The following is a 17,194-nucleotide window of genomic DNA, read 5'->3' on the forward strand; positions in this document are numbered from 1 at the left end:
CAAATACTTAAAACTTACGTGAAATGGTGAGGGCCACAAAGTCCCGATCGCCCAGAGACTGACCAAATGTATAGTTCCCCGCGCTATTAAATGCGGGCGCGATAGGGCCGAGAAATCGGGTATAGCTGAGCGAAAACTTCCAGACCGACACGTAGACGCCTGACAGGCCGATGCTGAAATCGCCTCCGTGATATGCACCTCCGTTGAACCCAGCGATGACCGCCGAACGACCATACGGGTTGTAGCCAAAGCCGATTGGCACGTTTACGTCGAGACCAGGTATCACCTGGTAGTACGTTGGCTGAAAGACAAGACGCACGCCCAGAGCGTCACGCGTCGTGTTCGGATCAAGTGCGTGCGGATTCGCTGTCACTTTTAGCAACCTGTTGTAGCCGACTTCAGCCGTCAGAGTCGCATTGGGCCAGAGCACCGAACGCGGTAGCGAATACAAAACAGACAGGTTGGCATGCAACGTATCGCCAACCGCATATAGCGGTCGACTGTCGTTATTCGCGCTACCCGTCGGATCGACCTGCACATCGCTCACCAGAGGCATGTTGTTGCGATATGACAGCTCGCCTGCAACGTTTGCATCTCCTAGGTTGGTGCTGAAACTGGCACCGAATAACTTGATTCCTTCTGGATAAACAAGCTTGTATTGAGTTGAGCCGGGCAACAGATAAATCGCCGGGTCTTTTGAGTTGTAGCGCAACGCATAAAACCCGAGATCCACGTTCGAGTTCACTGGCGTGTATTTCACCGCGACCCCGTACTGGCCTGAACCTTTTCCGGCTATATCCGGCGCGCGTGAAAACGAGGTTCCACCGACGCGGAAGCTTTCTGCTCCTTGTCCGATCACATCCGCGCTGGAAAGAAAGCTACCGGCTGGCGGAAGCTGGTCGGAGCGCCAGCCAAGCTGGTAATAGGTGCTAAGGCTAAGCCCCGGAATCATCTGCAAGGTCGCCGCGATCTGCGGAACGGGTAGCAGCAGCTCCTTAGTTTGGCTGCTCGGGACCGATACAAGCCTGTCGATGTCCAGCGGACTCATCCCCGCAGCGATCCCGTTCGAACCGAAGAAAAGGGTTTCACCCCAGATCTGGGCGAACTGACCCACCTTGACATTCAATGGCATGGCTCCGAGGTGAAACTTGCCAAACACAAAGGCATCGTCAAGCTCGACGTTCCGACCTTGGGTCGTGGTGGTTGCGGCGGTGAATCGATTGGCTGGCACGGAAGTCGAGTTCACCGTGCCAGGCGAATTGTTCTGGTTGCTTTTGTTGTAGACAGTGTCGTAGTACGCATCGCCGCTGAGACGGAATCCGTAATTGCCGTATTGATACTGAATTTCCGTGAAGGCGCTCGCGCGGTTCGACACCAACCCCGATTGCCGAAAGTTCGTATCACCGTCATCAAGATCGACCGAGGAAAAATTCGAAGGGCTATACAGCAGCGCCGGCGATGCTTCATGCAGTCGATACATCGCACCGTAGGAGATTGTCGTGTTGATACTCGCCTTCTCTTCCGGGTTGTCGAACTCGATGTCGACAGCGAACGCTAAGCGGGCCGTTAGCGCCGAAACAACCAGAAGTCCCCCTCTGGCAGCCAGCCAAGCACCAGAACGTCTTGTAGAGCTCGTCACGTCAACTCCTTCGTATGGCTTTTCCCTTGCAGGATGTCGCCTATTTATAAAATTTTCCGCTTAGGTCAACCCCGGACTGTTCCGACGATACCGACTCGTTCCGTTGAAAAAATAGTACGGTGACAAAATTACCTTTGCCAAGTTTTTTTTTAATGTTGCCGGGTAAACATCTATACGGCGCAGTTCGAGGCCCCTCGTCGTCTAATGAATAGGCGCCCTCCTTTTCGGAAACCGCGTGGCCAGCAGCCGCCCTAACGAAAGGTTTCCGCTGAGGAGGTACGCATACAACGTCGGGGCGTAGACAAGGTCCTGCAAATTCGTGGGAGTGCGTGTTATTCGAAGACTTAAGATGGGGGCAGGTCTGCGAGAGCCGCCGCGCATTGCGAACGTTGGACGACCGATGCAAGGTACAAGGATGACGACATCGGTGACCTTCTCGACTGGACACGCGAAACGTCAGGCTGGTTAGTCATGTTGGCAAAACAACTCCGTGAGCGGCGATCGAAGCGACATGAGTCAAACTATCGTCCCCGATGGCCGCGCTCGCCAGCGAGAAGGCCCGTTTTCACTTTGCCGTCTAGGCAGATAAGCCAGGGGCACTTAGTATCCTTCGTCCTGCAACGTCACGCTGTACGCGTGCCTTTGGAGCCGTTTACCGGAAAGGAAATCGGCGAGCCCGACCAGACAGGCTTCCTGTCACGCTCAACGTCTTGCGATTCGTGCAACTGCTGCTACGGGAACGCGCTAGATTCGGACTCTGGCAAGAGATGGTTCACGTATTCGCAAATGATTGTTTTGCATGCCTGCCCAGTCGGTAAACCGTCCGGGAGGCATAGGGGCTCTCGAGAACTGTGTTGGTCATGCCAGAGCGCGACGAAGCACTCCAAATCCTTGTCGACGAGCGGCGCAGTGAATTCATTGAATATTTGCGTTCAATCAGAAAGATCACTGCCACGGCCTTCACCCGGCTCATTCCATATGGTTACCAATTTCTCTATGTTCTTACGGGAGCTGCTCCGCTCCATCGAAAAACCTGGTGTGCGTTAAGTCGAATTTCAACCGCCCCACGCCCCGGGGTTGGCACAAGGCCGAGCAGGCACCCAAACTTTGTCACAAATTCGGTGGCGGGTCCGTCGACAGGACCCGCTCCGTCTTGATCAGGACAGAGCCTTGCTCGGGGCCAAAAATCCAAAGTTACTTGTACGTGAGAAAATACGTAATACAATAACAATGGAACGGATCCGTCCCGTTGTCATACAATGGCAGAAGGACGGACCCGTGCCGTTATGACGTCTTTGCGATTGACTCTCGTACATCGAACCAAGGAACCAATGGACCAAACTCTGGAACCAAAGCGCGGGCGCGTCCCCGCCGGGGCGGCCGTGATAAGGCCGGAGCTGACCGAGGCGATCATTGCAGCGGCACGCGACGAGCTGGCGGAAATCGGCATCGCGCGATTTTCAATGGACTCTCTTGCCAAGCGCGCAGGCGTCGGGAAAGCGGCTGTTTATCGGCGTTGGCCATCGCGTCAGGCATTGATTGCGTCGCTGGTGACGGATGTCGGTGTCGGCGTTGGGAGCTCACCGGACACCGGGTCGCTAGAAGGAGATCTGCAAGCTTTTTTCAAGGCCGCGATCACCTCCATGTCGTCGACCTTCGCAGTTCGGGTGCTACCCGAGATTCATTGCGAAATGGCACGAGATGCCGGTCTTGAGAAAATGGTGAATGAGTCCGTCCGGGAACCGCGGCGTGCCAATGTAATAGCACTGCTTCGCCGCGCTCAAAAGCGAGGGGAGTTGCCAGCTAATCTAGACGACGAATTCGCTGTCGATATGATCACGGCACCGCTCTATTGGCGGCTTACGATCGCGCGCAGGTCCGCCACGCCAAAGTATTCCCGTCAACTTGTAGCCGCGACCATAGCCGCGCTGCAAGTTAGTATTCGATAGTAAAGGAGCCGGGGAATCATTCGATTCCCGCAGCTTCTTCGCGTACCGATCCTCTGGGTCCTGGTAATCGTAACCATGGCCCGTTGGTGATAAGGCAGGAGTCGGCTTATGCCAGAACCTCGAACAGCCCTGCGGCCCCCATGCCACCACCCACACACATCGAGACGACGACATGGCGCACGCCCCGCCGTCTGCCTTCGAGTAATGCATGTCCCACGAGACGCGCGCCGGTCATCCCATAGGGATGGCCGATCGATACGCTGCCTCCATTCACATTGTATCGTTCGGGATCAATACCCAGTGCATCCCGACAGTAGAGTGCCTGGCAGGCAAACGCTTCGTTGAGTTCCCACAACCCGATATCCTCAACGCGCAAACCGTGCCGCATTAGCAGTTTGGGAATGGCGTACACCGGCCCGATGCCCATCTCCTCGGGCGCATTGCCAGCCACAGCCATCCCCCGGTAGATACCCAGCGGGTTGAGACCGTTGCGCTCGGCGAACTTGCTGCTGGTCAACACGCAAGCGCTGGCGCCATCGGACAACTGGCTTGCGTTGCCTGCGGTAACCGTGCCACCATCGACGACGGCCGATAGGCCGGCCAGCGATCCGTAAGTCGTCTCGGGACGATTTCCTTCGTCCCGAGACAGCGTGACCTCTCTGTAGCTAAGCTCCCGGGTCTGCTTGTCGATCACCGCCATGGTTGCTGAAATCGGCACGATCTCGGCGTCGAAGCGACCCGCGCTTTGTGCCAGTGCGGTCCGCTGCTGTGAGCTCAGTGCATAAGCGTCCTGAGCTTCTCGTGAGATTTTGTACTTTTTTGTCACATTTTCGGCGGTCGCAAGCATGTTCATGTACGCATGCTCCGCAAAGCGCACAACGTTCGGGTCACTCTCAGCCTGAAACCATTCGAAGTAGCGGTTCTGCACCTGGGAGATGTTTTCCTGGCCGCCAGCGATAACGACTTCCATGCCGTCTACGACAATCTGTTTGGCGGCAGTTGCAATGGCCATCAGACCGGATGAACACTGGCGATCAATGGTCTGAGCGCTGACGCTGTGTGGTAGACCGGCCGCGAACACCGCTTGGCGTGCGATATTGGAACCTGCAGTCCCGGCAGTCAGTACTGAACCAATCACCGCGTCTTCAATCTGGTCCGGGTCTACCCCTGCACGGTCAACCGCATGACAAATCGCGTGCGCCATCAGAGTCGGAGATTTGATGTTGTTCAACGAACCACGATAGGCCTTGCCGATCGGTGTTCGGGCGGTAGATACAATGACCGCTTCATCCATTTGGAGTCCTTATATTGTATTGTAGGAAAGCAATTCGCTTCCTACACGATTCATCATGAAGCTACGTTCGTCGCCCTCGCTCGACGAGTCAGCCAGTCACTCGCTGTCCAATATCCGTATTCGTTGCCCCGAGAGGTGGCGAAGTGAGACAGTCGAGACAAAATCGTGTGGGTGCCCATCACGTCGGCCATGTGCATGGGACCGCCCTTATAGGCAGGAAAACCATAGCCGTTGACCCAAACCACATCGACGTCCCCGGCTCGATACGCTATCCCTTCGTCAAGAATGCGCGCACCCTCGTTAATCAGCGGCAGCATGCAGCGCTCAACGATTTCTTCGTCGCTAATCGCGGAGCGCCGAACGATCCCGTGACGTTCAGCCAGTTCAGCGCAGAGTGCGCCCAGCTCCGGGTCATCGATGGCGGTCCGCCCGTCATAGCGGTAGTAACCGATTGACGTCTTCTGCCCAAAACGTCCTCGCGCGAACAATTCCCGCACCACCGACCGGTATGCTGGATCATCAGGCAAACCACCTGCCCTCTGGCGCTCAAGCACCACCTTGGCGGCCACGTCGACGCCCGCCATGTCGATCATTCGACAAGGCCCCATCGCCATACCCATGCCCTCGATAGCCCTATCGATCTGCAAAGGATTCGCGCCCTCCAGCAACAGGAACTCAGCCTCACGAAGATAGCCCTCAAGCATCCGGTTGCCTATGAAGCCATAACAGACGCCGGATATCACAGACACCTTGCCAATCTTCTTTGCGAGAGTCATGACGCTCGTAATAACCTGTGACGAGGTCTTATCGCCGCGAACCACTTCAAGCAGTTTCATGACGTTGGCTGGACTGAAGAAGTGCATCCCGACGAAATCCGTCGGCCGCCCACTCGCTGACGCCAGTACGTTGACATCAAGTGATGATGTGTTGGTTGCGATGATTGTGCCGGCCTTGCAAATTTCGCCAAGCTGTCGACAGATCGTTTGCTTGACCTCCATATTTTCGAATGCCGCTTCGATCACCAGATCACGGTCCGCGATGTCGGCGTACGCCAATGACCCATCAATCAGTGCCATGCGCTTCTCCACCTGCTCCAGTGTAATCCGCCCTTTGGCCGCACTAGCTTCATAACTCTTGCGCACCAGTGACAGTCCGCGTTTCAAGGCCTGATCGTTGGTTTCTACGAGCATAACCGGGATACCCGCGTTCGCGAAGTTCATCGCGATGCCGCTACCCATCGTACCGGCACCTATCACGCCCACCGTTTCGATTCGACGCTCGACTTTCGTAGAACCCAGACCTGGAATGCGTGCCGCCTCACGCTCAGCAAAGAACAGATGCCGAAGCGCTACCGACTCGCTTGAGTTCTTGCACAGGTTAAAAGCCGTTCTTTCGCGCTCCAGTGCGGCGCCGAAGGGCAAGGTCAAGCCAGTCTCGACGCAATCGACAATTTCACGCGCGGCTCGCCCGCCTCTGTCTACTTTCGGCAGGCTGTTTCGGCAACGGTCAAAGAAACCTTCTGGAATCTGCCGTTTGTCCAAGGGCATTGTGCTCACCACACGCAATGGTTTCGCGGACTCGATGACAGCGCGCGCCAGATCGAAGGCCGCTGCGAACAATTCATCTTCCACCACAATGTCTACAATGCCCAACTCGTAAGCACGTTGAGCGGAGACGGGAGCTCCGTTCGTCATGATGTCGAGCGCCGCCTCTACGCCAGCGAGCCGCGGCAAGCGCTGAGTACCGCCAGCGCCAGGAATCACGCCAAGAGTCACCTCGGGCAGCCCAAGCCGGGTGGAAGCCAACGCCACCCGATAGTGGCATGCAAGTGCCAGCTCCAGGCCACCACCCAGCACGCTACCATGCAAAGCGGCAATTACTGGACAATGCATCGCTTCAATAGCCTCGAACACATCGTTGGGGTCCGGCTGCGGAATACTATCGAGGTCAAACTCGGAGATATCAGCGCCCGCCACGAAAGTCTTGCCCACGCAAAAGAGAACGACCGCCTCGACCGCGGAATCGGCAGCTGCGGCAATAAACGCCTCACGTAGTTCGAATCTCACCTGTTGTGAAAAGACATTGACTGGTGGATTGTCGATCTCGATGCCCAGAATCGAACCTTGTCGTTTCACATGGACTAACGAATACATGTAGTTGCCTTGACAGTGGTTAAATGGAATTCCTGTGGTTTCACAGTTCAGAACCAAGCGTCCTGCATATCCAGAGCGGTGAGGTCCCGTTGTGCCACCACATGTAACCACGCCTCTGTTTTTGGCAGTTCATGCCGGAAGAAGTAGCGGGCCGCTTGCAACTTACCTAGGTAAAAGTCGCTTCCCAACGTACCGCTGCCGTGCATGTCGCGCACTGCGGCCGCTGCCACCTGAAGCCAAATCCATGCAATCACGGTGTGTCCGAATGCCTGCAGATACGGTGTCGCGTTAGCGAGCGTCTCGTGCGCATTACCCCATGACCATGCATTCCGGGTAGCGACCATCAGGCGGTCTAGCGCGCTGTTCATCGTGGACGCTAACTCGTTTAACTCCCTGAGCGGCCGCGCGGCCTCTATCGCGGCTTCAACGCGGTTTCTCCACACGTGAAGCGCATAGCCATCACCGGCCAGCACCTTACGGCCTAGCAAGTCACGCCCCTGAATTCCATGGGTGCCCTCGTGAATCATATTCAGCCGATTGTCACGCCAGTATTGTTCGACCTGAAAGTCTCGCGTGTAGCCGTATCCGCCATGCACCTGGATCGCCAGGTTGTTGGCTTCGAGGCACCACTCGCTCGGCCAGCTTTTGGCAACTGGCGTCAAAATGCCGAGCAGCGTATCCGCCTGCTGGGCGGAATCGACGTCTCCCGTATTGCGTTCGTCGATCAGGTGCGCACAGTACAGTCCGAGTGCCAAACCACCTTCAACGTAGGACTTCTGTGCTAGCAGCATGCGTTTTACATCCGCGTGCTCGATGATCCTGACCTGCGGCACTGGGACATCGCTACTTCGGGTGCTTTGCAAACGCCCTTGCGGGCGGTTGCGAGCGTAGTCCAAGGATGCAAGGTAGCCGGCGTATCCGAGCATCGTCGCCCCCATTCCGACGTTGATGCGGGCCTCGTTCATCATGTGGAACATACAATGAAGTCCCTGACCAGGCTCGCCAACCAGATATCCCAACGCGCCCGCCTTGGCTTCGGCCATCTCCCCGCTTCGCACCGGATAACGACCCTCACCAAAATTCAGTAATGTATTTACCGTCCCCCGGTAACCCAATTTGTGGTTCAATCCGGCGAGTGCAACATCATTCCGTTCGCCGCTTAATTTGCCCTCTGCATCGACAAGTTTACGCGGCACGACGAATAGCGAAATGCCTCCTACCCCGTCGGGCAGTTTACCGTCCGCGCACGGAATCTTGGCTAGAACAAGATGTATGATATTTTCACTGAGCTCGTGGTCGCCTCCTGAAATCCACATCTTGCTACCACTCAGCCGATACCTCGGCCCAAGCGGGTCAATCGCAAAATCCACGCCATCCGGTACTGCCTTCGTCAGAATATCGCCGAGGCTGGAGCCAGCCTGCGGCTCGCTGAGGCACATGGTTCCCATCGAACGTCCGACCATCCCAGGCTCAGCAAATGCCTTTCGCTGAGCGGGCGTTCCATACGCCATGAGCAAATTGCCGTTGGCATAGGTAAGCATGGCGTAAGCGCTCAAACCAATGCTTGCCTTTGAGAAGAACGAATTCGCCGCCATGTCAATGACATACGGTAGCTGCATTCCCCCGTACTCGTAATCGTGGCCAGCCGCGAGGAGGCCCGATTCGGCATAAGCGCTCACTGCAGCCTGCGTTGCCGCAGGCAACCTGACACGCTCGCCATCGAACTGTGGCTCCTCAGAGTCAACCAGGCGATTGAATGGTGCGAACCGGTCGCGCGCGATCCGTTCGCTGGTGTCCAGCACCGCCTCGAACGTAGCACGAGAATGGTCTTCGAAGCGTTGACGTTCGCACAACGTCTCAACACGAAGCCAGTCGTAGAGGAGGAAATTCAGGGTAGTTCTCATGGCTTCATCTCTGTCAGGCTGGTGCCTCGCACTCCGTAAAAAGTTGTTGAACCGGCAAACTGGCTTGGCATCGGCAATCAATTCAACCTGATGTGAACAACCTGGTTGTTAATTGCGGCGCCTCAATGTTTCTGCGGCGCCAAGATGTCAGAAGACCTTCCTGCATCTCAATTTAGAGACCCGATATCGATTGCTTGATGCCCAGCTTCTCGGAGATCCAGTCGCAGATGAACTCCTGGCCTAATGCAGGATTGTCAGCCTGACAATGCGACGCTCCTGTTTCCTCGGCCTCGAACACCTTGAGTTCAACCGGAACACCCCTGGTTTTGGCGAAAAGGAATGCATCAACAGCAGTCTGCAAACCGAGAAAGTCATGCTCCCCTTGAACAATCAGATAGGGACACTCTATCTTTCCGATGAAATCAGCCATCCGAAAGTCTCGACTTTTTTCCACCACCTCCTCCGGAGTTCCGCAGCCGTAGACCCACTTGAGGTGCGTCCACATCGAAGCGTCTGGTTGGCGTAGACGCTGTTGTAGCTCCGCGTAGACGTCGAACGTGAGGCTGTCGGACACCACAGCCTTTATGCGCCGCTCGGCCGACGCCGCACGCGCGGAGTAGATCCCGCCCATGCTCGCGCCATAGAGGGCAATGCGCTCGCCATCTACGTCTGCGCGGGTGAGGAGGAAGTCGACGCATCGCCCTACCGGCACTTCAGAATCCGCGCGATTGACGGTGAACCGTCGCCGCAGTGTGCCGCCCTGACCGGGCATGTCTACGAGCAGCAAAGCCATTCCGCGAGACAAAGCATATCGCGGCATCTTTGGCAGGAGCTCGTCCTTGCATCCGTCCAATCCGCCGAAGCAGATGATCGTGGGCCAGCACGTCGCGTCACTGGAGGGCTTGAGAAAATAGGCGTCGAGCGTCGTGCCGTCGCCAACATCGACGGAAAGAATTTCGCCAACCGGTGAGATCAGTCCAAGGTACGCGTGCGAGTTCGCGAGAATCTTCTGAAAGGTCTCTTCCCGACGTGAATCGCTCGGCGCCAGGAATAACTCCGACGAGCGATAGTAACTGCTGGCACGAAGGAAGTTGGCCTTCGCCGTATGCAAGTGCCCGCCCGCGAGCGCTGCGCACGCCCGCTGCACGTTGACCTCTGCCACACGCTGCCACTCCTGGTACCAACTTTCGAGATTGCCGGGGACCATGCGACTTGCGGCGAGAAAGCATTCGCTAATGGTGCCCGCCCCCTCTTGCGCGGCACCGAGCGCGCGAAGAAACTGCAGGCTCAGCTCAGGATGATCGGGCCAGTGCGTCCATCCTTGGCCCTCGTAACGAGGTTGCTGGTTGGCTGCCAACATAGGTAGATTCATGATGATATTGTCGTTCCGCCGCGACACTCAATCGACAAATGCACGCGATTCCTGATACGACTTCTCGGCAACGTCGTCGCAGCCTGGCTCATGGACATTTCGGCTCAGGCTCCGCTTTTCGCGGTAGAAATGCAAAAGCGCCGAATGTGCCGAGCAATGACGTCAGGAGCCTGCAAACATCCGGCGTGCCCAACCCCATCCAACACGATGGATTCCGAATCTTTGATCATAGTCGCCATGCCCGTAGTCAACTGAGCGGGCACAACTCTATCGAGTTCGCCGGCGATCAGTAACGTTGGCGCGGCCACGTCACCCGGATCAAGCGCGGGGCAATCGCCCACCGCACGGAAACGTCGCTGCGAACGCTCAGATTCCGGCCGTGCACTTTTAAAAATATCTTTCAAATGCGGCTGTACGTTCAGGAACGATGGAGGAAAGAAATATTCGGCGAGCGCCTCTGCACTTTCCGGCAAGCGACCTCTCAGCGTTGCGATTTCTTTGACGGCGTCACCATTCAACTCGTCCAGTGCGTGAGGCAATGGCCACGTGCTTCCCAGGACTAGCCTATCGACGGATTCCGGGTGACAAAGCGCGAATACCTGGGCCACACGGCCGCCGAACGAAGTGCCGTAGACATTAGCTTTCCGGTAACCCAATGCCCTCAGCAGAGCCTCCGCGTCCTGCGCCAGGTCGAACAGGGACGCGGACGATTCCGGGTTCTCAGTGTCCCCGCAGTCGCGCTGGTCATATGCGATTACCGTGAAGTGTTCAGCCAAAGGCGGAATGATCTGGTCGAACATTCGATGACTACCTTCTGCCCCGTGCATGAGCAAAAGTGGTGGTCCGTTGCCAGACAGCGTGTACGCCACATTTATGTCGTTAACCCTACAAAATCTGACCATTTTTATTTCCCTCCTCCTCGTTCAGATCGAAGGTGAGTTCGAGCTTCAGGCCATTAGGATCGTATAGAAACAGTTGATGAAGTGGCCATCCTTCCACTGGTAATTCAGCAAACGAAAGGCCCTCCGCCCGGAAAAATTGCCGAGTTTTTTCGAGTCCGTGCGCCCGAAAAGAAATATGGTCCAACGGTCCGGTAGTATCGACACCTTTTTCATCCAAACATCCTGCCACATGAACAATGGGCTGTCCGTCGCAATACAACCAATGACCCGGGAAAGGAAAAGCCGGCCTCGGTCCAGTCGTCAACTGGAAGCATTTGCTGTAGAAATCAAGAAGTATCGGAAGATCATCCGGCACACATCTGATAGTAAAGTGATGAATTTTAGAAATCGACATTGAGAATCCTTTTTCACCTTAGTGAGCGAAACTTCGGTTATCGGAAGAGAACCTTGTCTACAACAGAAGCCAGTTCCGCGGCCGGATCAGAGGGTACCCATGGCATCCGCCACGCAACATGTCCGTCGGGCCTCACCAGCACGGCCCCTCGCAGTCCCATCAATAAGCCGTCTGCCTCATTTGCAACATCCAGTTGTCTTGTCTCGATGGTCACGCCGGTTTTCTCCGATACGTCACGCGCTGCATCCAACCACGCGTCAGCTTTAGGTCCAGCTACCAGAACAAATGTCTTGTCAAACCAATCCAAAGTGGACTCGGTTCGCGCCAGATTGGTCCATACATGAGGAAAGCGGCCCCCTGGCCGATCTGAAGGCACGTAATAGCGAGATTGCAATGGGATCGGCACGGTTCCATCCGGCACAATGGCACCTTCCCTATAGCTGAAGCCCAAATCCTGGCCGGAGCTGTGAACATGGTTGTTCGTATCCCGGATCCAGAATTCCAGCTGATCCCGATTACGAGTGCGCATGGCAACGTCGGTTTGCTCGAGTCTGCTTCGGTTTCCTAAGCTGAAGTCTGCGTTGGACTCCGCCACGGGGCGTCTCTCCCTGTCATAACTGTCCAGCAGACCACAACCCGCTTTCCCGTCGAATACCAACTTCAGTTTCCACGCGAGGTTGTGAGCATCCTGGATTCCGGAATTCATACCAAATGCTCCATTTGGCGGAAATCGATGCGCCGCATCACCGATCAAAAATACCCTCCCGTCGCTAAACCTCGCCGCAACCTGTCTGCTTAATCGCCACACGGAGCGATTAATAACCTTTACCTCGAGGTTCGGAATTCCAGCCTGGATGCGCGCAAGTTGAACGACTTCGTCGTCGGTCCTCGGAGTGGCGCGCTCGTCCTTTTCCGTGCCAACACGGCTCACGCTCAGCCACCGGTCCTTTCCGTTTGTGTTCAGAACTGCGCCCACCTCTCCATCTGGGGTATTTGGCGCGACACGATATCCGGCCGTTGTCGCGATGCGGGGAATACCCGACAGGTCCGCCATCCAGTAGTCATTGGACATCACTGCCAGCGTAGAAGGACCGCGCATTTCGATATCGGTCTGCCGACGAACGCTACTGGCCGCCCCGTCTGCAGCTATTAAGAATTCGGCCAACCACTCACGCTCGGCACCGCTCTTCAAGTCGCGGGTCGTAACGTTGATGCCATCCTCACACTTGCTGAAATGGAGAAACTCTGTGTGATAGTGGAGTCGCCCGTACTTTGACGCCTGGACAACTTTGAGCAACTCCTCTTCCACCACATCTTGAGATACGATACTTTTCCACGAAGGAGACTGACCGATGTTTAGCTCAGGAATGGTCCGACCGTATTCATGGCCCGCTATAGATTCCACCATCGCGAAGACATCCGTACCGTCAGGCAGCCCCCGCGAGCGGACCTTTTCTTCAATGCCCCACTGGCGAAATAACTCCATGGTGCGCGTTGAGCAACCCCTCGCCTTCGGGTGATCAGTTACTCCCTCGCCTCGTTCGACGAGCAAATGCTCAATTTCGAAACGATCCAGAAGCACGGACATCGCCATGCCGACCGGCCCACCGCCCACGATGAGCACCTTGATTCTGGATGAACCGCAGGCGTCGTTGCTCTTGCTCACGTAAATCTCCTCGAATACCGTGATGATGTCGTCGATGAAACGTTTGGCGGTCACTACACCGCCTCATATGTTCGAAGTGTTTTCCTGCGCCGCCCCAATACAGCTTGCCACGCATTTCGCGTGTGTCGCGCCTTCGGCTGCGGACCAAAATGCAGCGTTCAGGCGATAGCCTTCCTGCTTGCACGACGCGCCCCTGATTTCAGTCGATCGTCTGGAGTGGCAAGCGTTACTTCAAGTCAATTCGACCCAAACTCGGAATCTTCCGAATATATTAAGTAGAACTTATTTATATTCGTAAGTATCCGCATGGCCTGTCGAAATTTCATACCCCGGATGTCCTGCGGCCGGTAGCATGAACTTCCTTTTCCCGGATACGCGCCTACGTACCTTTTGCTGACCTTCGCACCGGCTTCGCAAGCAGGGAACAATTCTTGCTGCGCGATGCGCGCCGCAGCTTGCGGGGCGCATCGCGTGCGAGGTTTCTTTCAAATCGAACAGGGGGGCGCCCCGACGGCTGAAAGTTCCGATAGAATTGGTTACCGATCTGTAGATTACCATTACGGATCGGTAAGTCAAGCTTTTTCATAAATTGGAGTTTGCCTGTAGCCGGGTGGCTCCCTCGAATGTAATCCGCAATGCCCAAGAAAAGTACCACCGTCGCAACGAAGAAAAGCGGCACCGCAACCGCGCGCAAGCGCTTTCCTACCCCGGAAGCCGCCGACGCTAAGGGCTGGCGACGTGCAGACGGTGACCACACCATGATTCAGGAGCTGGGGCAACGGATGCGCGCGCTGCGCGAGGCCAAGGGCTTTTCGCTGGCAAAGTTGAGTGAACTGTCCAGCATCCCAGGCGCAACGCTCTCCCGCATCGAAAACAGCAAGATGTCCCCTACCTTCAGTGTGCTCGCGCGCATCATGATTGCTCTCGACGTTGACTGGATCGATCTGGTTGGTCCAAGAAAACTCGCGTCAGGCGAACGCCTGATGAGTTTTACCGATGCAGACGAGGGCAACTCCGCTCAGGTACGCGGTATGGAGTGCGTGGTATTGCACAGCCAAGACTCAGCCCATTCCCTATCATTGACGATCGACGTGCATGCGCGAGACCTAAGCGATGTTGGCGGACTGGTCGGCCACCGTGGCGAGGAATTTTGCTACGTCCTATCTGGAACGCTGGCGCTGCACTTCGAAGGGCGGGAGCCCAAGCTCATGGAGGCCGGTTCGAGCGCGTTGTTCGATAGCGCTACACCGCATGCCTATCTCGCAGGCGCCGCAACCGGAGCGAAGATATTAGTCGTCGTCAACCGGGCCTATGGATCGCACATGCGTAGCGGGGACGATCAAGTGGAACCTACTTGATGTCAATGCACGTCGCCACTGATGTCAAATTCCATGTTGAAGTTCGCAAATTCCGCTAATGATGTCCGTTGGCGCGCTAATCGTGCCCATTGAGTCTGCTAGCGCGGCTTTTCTACCGCAACGCGAACTCGCTGCCCGACACGACTGACTAAACGCAGGACGACGCCGCGCTGACCAACATCCACACAAGGATATTGAAGGCCGCCGCGGTGACACACAAAGTGCCATACCGTATGGCGTTTTTGATCTGCGCACTGAGATGGGCACCTTCCGAACATCAAAAAAAATGACCCCCGGTATCTGCACTTGCTGCCGCTTCAAGCGAATGCACCTATTGCGCTCCTCTACAACCGCATTAGCCGAATTTGCGGACAATGCCAAACGCGTTAGCAAAATCAACCGACATCCAAGCGAGCGTGCGTTGCTGAAACGCAACGCCTAGAAAGCGTGCGAAACCGCTGCTATGCCTTATTTCGCGGGCCAAAATGCAGTCTTACATTAGCGTAATCTATGGACGCGATTAGCAGTTTTTAAGGACTTCAACACCAGTGGACGCCGCTGCGTTGCTCGCTGCCTGTCGAAAGCATGAGGAAGCCGTCACTCAAAGGTCTTGGCCTAGCCGGACGTATCGCATGCCAGTGCGCGGTCTCATCGAAGGCCATGGCCGAATCGGGCGGGCTCTCGGGTACAAACCAGTTCACGTAAACGTATTCAAGCGACTTTCCCTTCGGATCGAACTGGGCAAGAGAGTTCAGAATCTTCCTGTATCTCACTGCCTCCACATCCATTCCGTCAACGGCCTCGAAGCCGACGTGAACTATCCCTGGCCTGCCGTCTGGAAGCTGGCTGCAGCCGTCGGAGATTCGCTTAAGCACATCACGGGCGCGCTTGCCGACAGCGTCATCGCTGTGACAATCCCAATCAAATACGATGCCGCCGGAACATTCTTCGACGTAGAGCGGGTTGTCGGAAAGCTTGACCTTCAGTGCCGTGATGACGCGTGCGTTCCGTTTGTATCGGCCTGTGAGTAGTTCAAGCAGTCGCGAGCTGTTCAGTGCGACGTTGTCCGTTGACAGTACCGTCTGCAACGGCTGCAGATTGAGCCGCTCGATCTTGCCCTTAGAGATTGAGTCATTCCACGTCAACGGCATCCGAGCACCTGACGAAAGCCATTCCGTGGCTTTCTTGCCGATGTAGTCGCGTGGGACCTTGCTCATCTCCACATGGAAATCTCCCACGCACAGGACATCAAGTCCTTTCAGGTGAAGCGCGCGAGCGACGGGCAACCACAGTGCTCTCGCCTCACTCCGCTCCTTCTCCGAGTACTCGCCTCCTTCCATGCGTTTGCATTCGACCGCCCACTGCGTGCCTGCGAGCAGCACTTCCATGTCGTGTGTTTTCGCGAGTCCGGGTCGCTCGTTCAGGAACGCAACCGACGCCCCGGCTCGGCGATACGCTGCGGCTACGAGCAGTTCGAACAGGCACGCATTCGGCTGCCCCTTCTCGCTGGTCACCATTCTGCGGATACGGTCTTCCACGCCTGCAACTGCCTTGAGCAATTCAACGTCCCGCCCGATTGCCGTTAGCACCGGCACGACCCGACTGCCGTACATGAAATCGTATATCGTCGGATGGTCGAGGAACGCCTGACCCAGAAAAAGATACCAGGCAAACTGATCCTTCTCATCGAAGAAGCGCCCTTTGCCTGACTGGCCCTGACTTGCCCCGGTGGCAGAGTCCATAAAATGCTGCAGGGCCGTGAATCTTCGACGATGCCATACCGACTTGTCCACAAAGCTCAGGAGCCAATCCACTCCCCGTCGTAGATCAGGGTCATCAGGCCAACCTGGCGGTTTGAGATTGACATCAAAGATATCCGGCGAAATCCACGTCTTTCCCTGCGCCTTGGGACGATTGCTGTTACGAGGATCTTTCAATCTGGAACTCCATGGGCTATGTCGGGCTCAGCAAGAAAAGCATTTTGGCAATGACGCCGTCTGGCTTGCGACGAGCGCATGTTGCGGAGCGACGCCCCGCTACACCGATGTAGGTGCTGGCGTGCGGGCAATAAGGCGAGGTGTCCAACGGTTTCCGTCGGCGGCACGTGTTGAAGTTCGTAGATTTCGCTAATAATGTCCGTTGAAGTGCTAATCGTGTCCGTTAATTCCGCTAACGCAAACGGCGGTAGTCCTTGAACTTACGCATCTCGCGATAACGGCCGATCGCACGCAGCGCGGCAGCAAAGTGACCCGACAGCCGAAATACAGAGGCGGGAACTGTTTCCAGGAGCGTGTGATGCACGCTGCAGAATTCGGCTGTCGGCTCGAGCCACTCATGTTTCCAGCGCGGCGCCGATACGTCTGCGTCATTCAGCACGAGGCATCGGAAACAGTACGGCATGCAGCGCGGATTTATGAGCCAAGCCGACGGCGTCTGGATGTGCCTCAATCTGTCTTCATCAAGACGTCCGAGTGTTGCGAATCGTTGGAGCGCCGCCTGCGAAATCGGAGGGAAAAGAATCCATCCCGCAGTTCCAAGCAAGGGCAGCGGCTCGCTTGCGCTC

12 protein-coding genes are annotated in these 17,194 nt (G+C 56.2%); 2 read left to right on the top strand and 10 right to left on the bottom strand.

Going from position 1 to position 17,194, the window contains the following annotated elements; translation table 11 throughout:
* Window positions 1–7: 7 nt before the first annotated feature.
* On the bottom strand, window positions 8–1,639 hold the full coding sequence (locus P3T25_RS27060; RefSeq protein WP_429359695.1) for a DUF1302 domain-containing protein: 1,632 nt from the start codon (window positions 1,637–1,639) through the stop codon (window positions 8–10).
* A 1,331-nt stretch (window positions 1,640–2,970) separates the two neighbouring features.
* Between P3T25_RS27060 and P3T25_RS27065 the strand changes: the two genes are divergently transcribed.
* Entirely contained in the window at window positions 2,971–3,588 is a 618-nt protein-coding gene (locus P3T25_RS27065) for a TetR/AcrR family transcriptional regulator (RefSeq protein ID WP_429359697.1), read from the top strand.
* A 106-nt stretch (window positions 3,589–3,694) separates the two neighbouring features.
* Here P3T25_RS27065 and P3T25_RS27070 read toward each other — a convergent pair whose 3' ends face one another.
* The 7 genes from P3T25_RS27070 to P3T25_RS27100 form a co-directional block, all read right to left on the bottom strand.
* Entirely contained in the window at window positions 3,695–4,882 is a 1,188-nt protein-coding gene (locus P3T25_RS27070) for an acetyl-CoA C-acyltransferase (RefSeq protein ID WP_429359699.1), read from the bottom strand.
* 53 nt (window positions 4,883–4,935) lie between these two features.
* Window positions 4,936–7,035, bottom strand: a complete 2,100-nt coding sequence (locus P3T25_RS27075) for a 3-hydroxyacyl-CoA dehydrogenase NAD-binding domain-containing protein (protein ID WP_429359701.1) — start codon at window positions 7,033–7,035, stop codon at window positions 4,936–4,938.
* A 47-nt stretch (window positions 7,036–7,082) separates the two neighbouring features.
* A complete protein-coding gene (locus P3T25_RS27080) occupies window positions 7,083–8,939 on the bottom strand; it encodes an acyl-CoA dehydrogenase (RefSeq protein WP_429359703.1) in 1,857 nt (618 codons plus the stop codon).
* 172 nt (window positions 8,940–9,111) lie between these two features.
* Window positions 9,112–10,299: an alpha/beta hydrolase family protein gene (locus P3T25_RS27085; RefSeq protein ID WP_429359705.1), complete on the bottom strand. Its 1,188-nt coding sequence runs from the start codon at window positions 10,297–10,299 to the stop codon at window positions 9,112–9,114.
* 116 nt (window positions 10,300–10,415) lie between these two features.
* The gene (locus P3T25_RS27090; protein WP_429359707.1) at window positions 10,416–11,213 is read right to left on the bottom strand and encodes an alpha/beta fold hydrolase; all 798 of its coding nucleotides are present in this window, start codon (window positions 11,211–11,213) and stop codon (window positions 10,416–10,418) included.
* A complete protein-coding gene (locus P3T25_RS27095; protein WP_429359709.1) occupies window positions 11,197–11,607 on the bottom strand; it encodes a VOC family protein in 411 nt (136 codons plus the stop codon). Before P3T25_RS27095 ends, P3T25_RS27090 begins: the two co-directional genes overlap by 17 nt.
* A gap of 37 nt (window positions 11,608–11,644) precedes the next feature.
* A complete protein-coding gene (locus tag P3T25_RS27100) occupies window positions 11,645–13,327 on the bottom strand; it encodes an FAD-dependent monooxygenase (protein WP_429359711.1) in 1,683 nt (560 codons plus the stop codon).
* A gap of 581 nt (window positions 13,328–13,908) precedes the next feature.
* Between P3T25_RS27100 and P3T25_RS27105 the strand changes: the two genes are divergently transcribed.
* Complete coding sequence (locus tag P3T25_RS27105; protein WP_429359713.1) at window positions 13,909–14,631, top strand: helix-turn-helix domain-containing protein; 723 nt, start codon at window positions 13,909–13,911, stop codon at window positions 14,629–14,631.
* Window positions 14,632–15,170: 539 nt separating this feature from the next.
* Here P3T25_RS27105 and P3T25_RS27110 read toward each other — a convergent pair.
* Both P3T25_RS27110 and P3T25_RS27115 read right to left on the bottom strand, forming a co-directional pair.
* Window positions 15,171–16,568, bottom strand: a complete 1,398-nt coding sequence (locus P3T25_RS27110; RefSeq protein ID WP_429359715.1) for a hypothetical protein — start codon at window positions 16,566–16,568, stop codon at window positions 15,171–15,173.
* A 232-nt stretch (window positions 16,569–16,800) separates the two neighbouring features.
* Window positions 16,801–17,007, bottom strand: a complete 207-nt coding sequence (locus tag P3T25_RS27115) for a hypothetical protein (RefSeq protein WP_429359717.1) — start codon at window positions 17,005–17,007, stop codon at window positions 16,801–16,803.
* Window positions 17,008–17,194: the final 187 nt, after the last annotated feature.

The organism is Paraburkholderia sp. GAS32, from assembly GCF_050434225.1.
Taxonomy (GTDB): Bacteria; Pseudomonadota; Gammaproteobacteria; order Burkholderiales; family Burkholderiaceae; genus Paraburkholderia; species Paraburkholderia madseniana.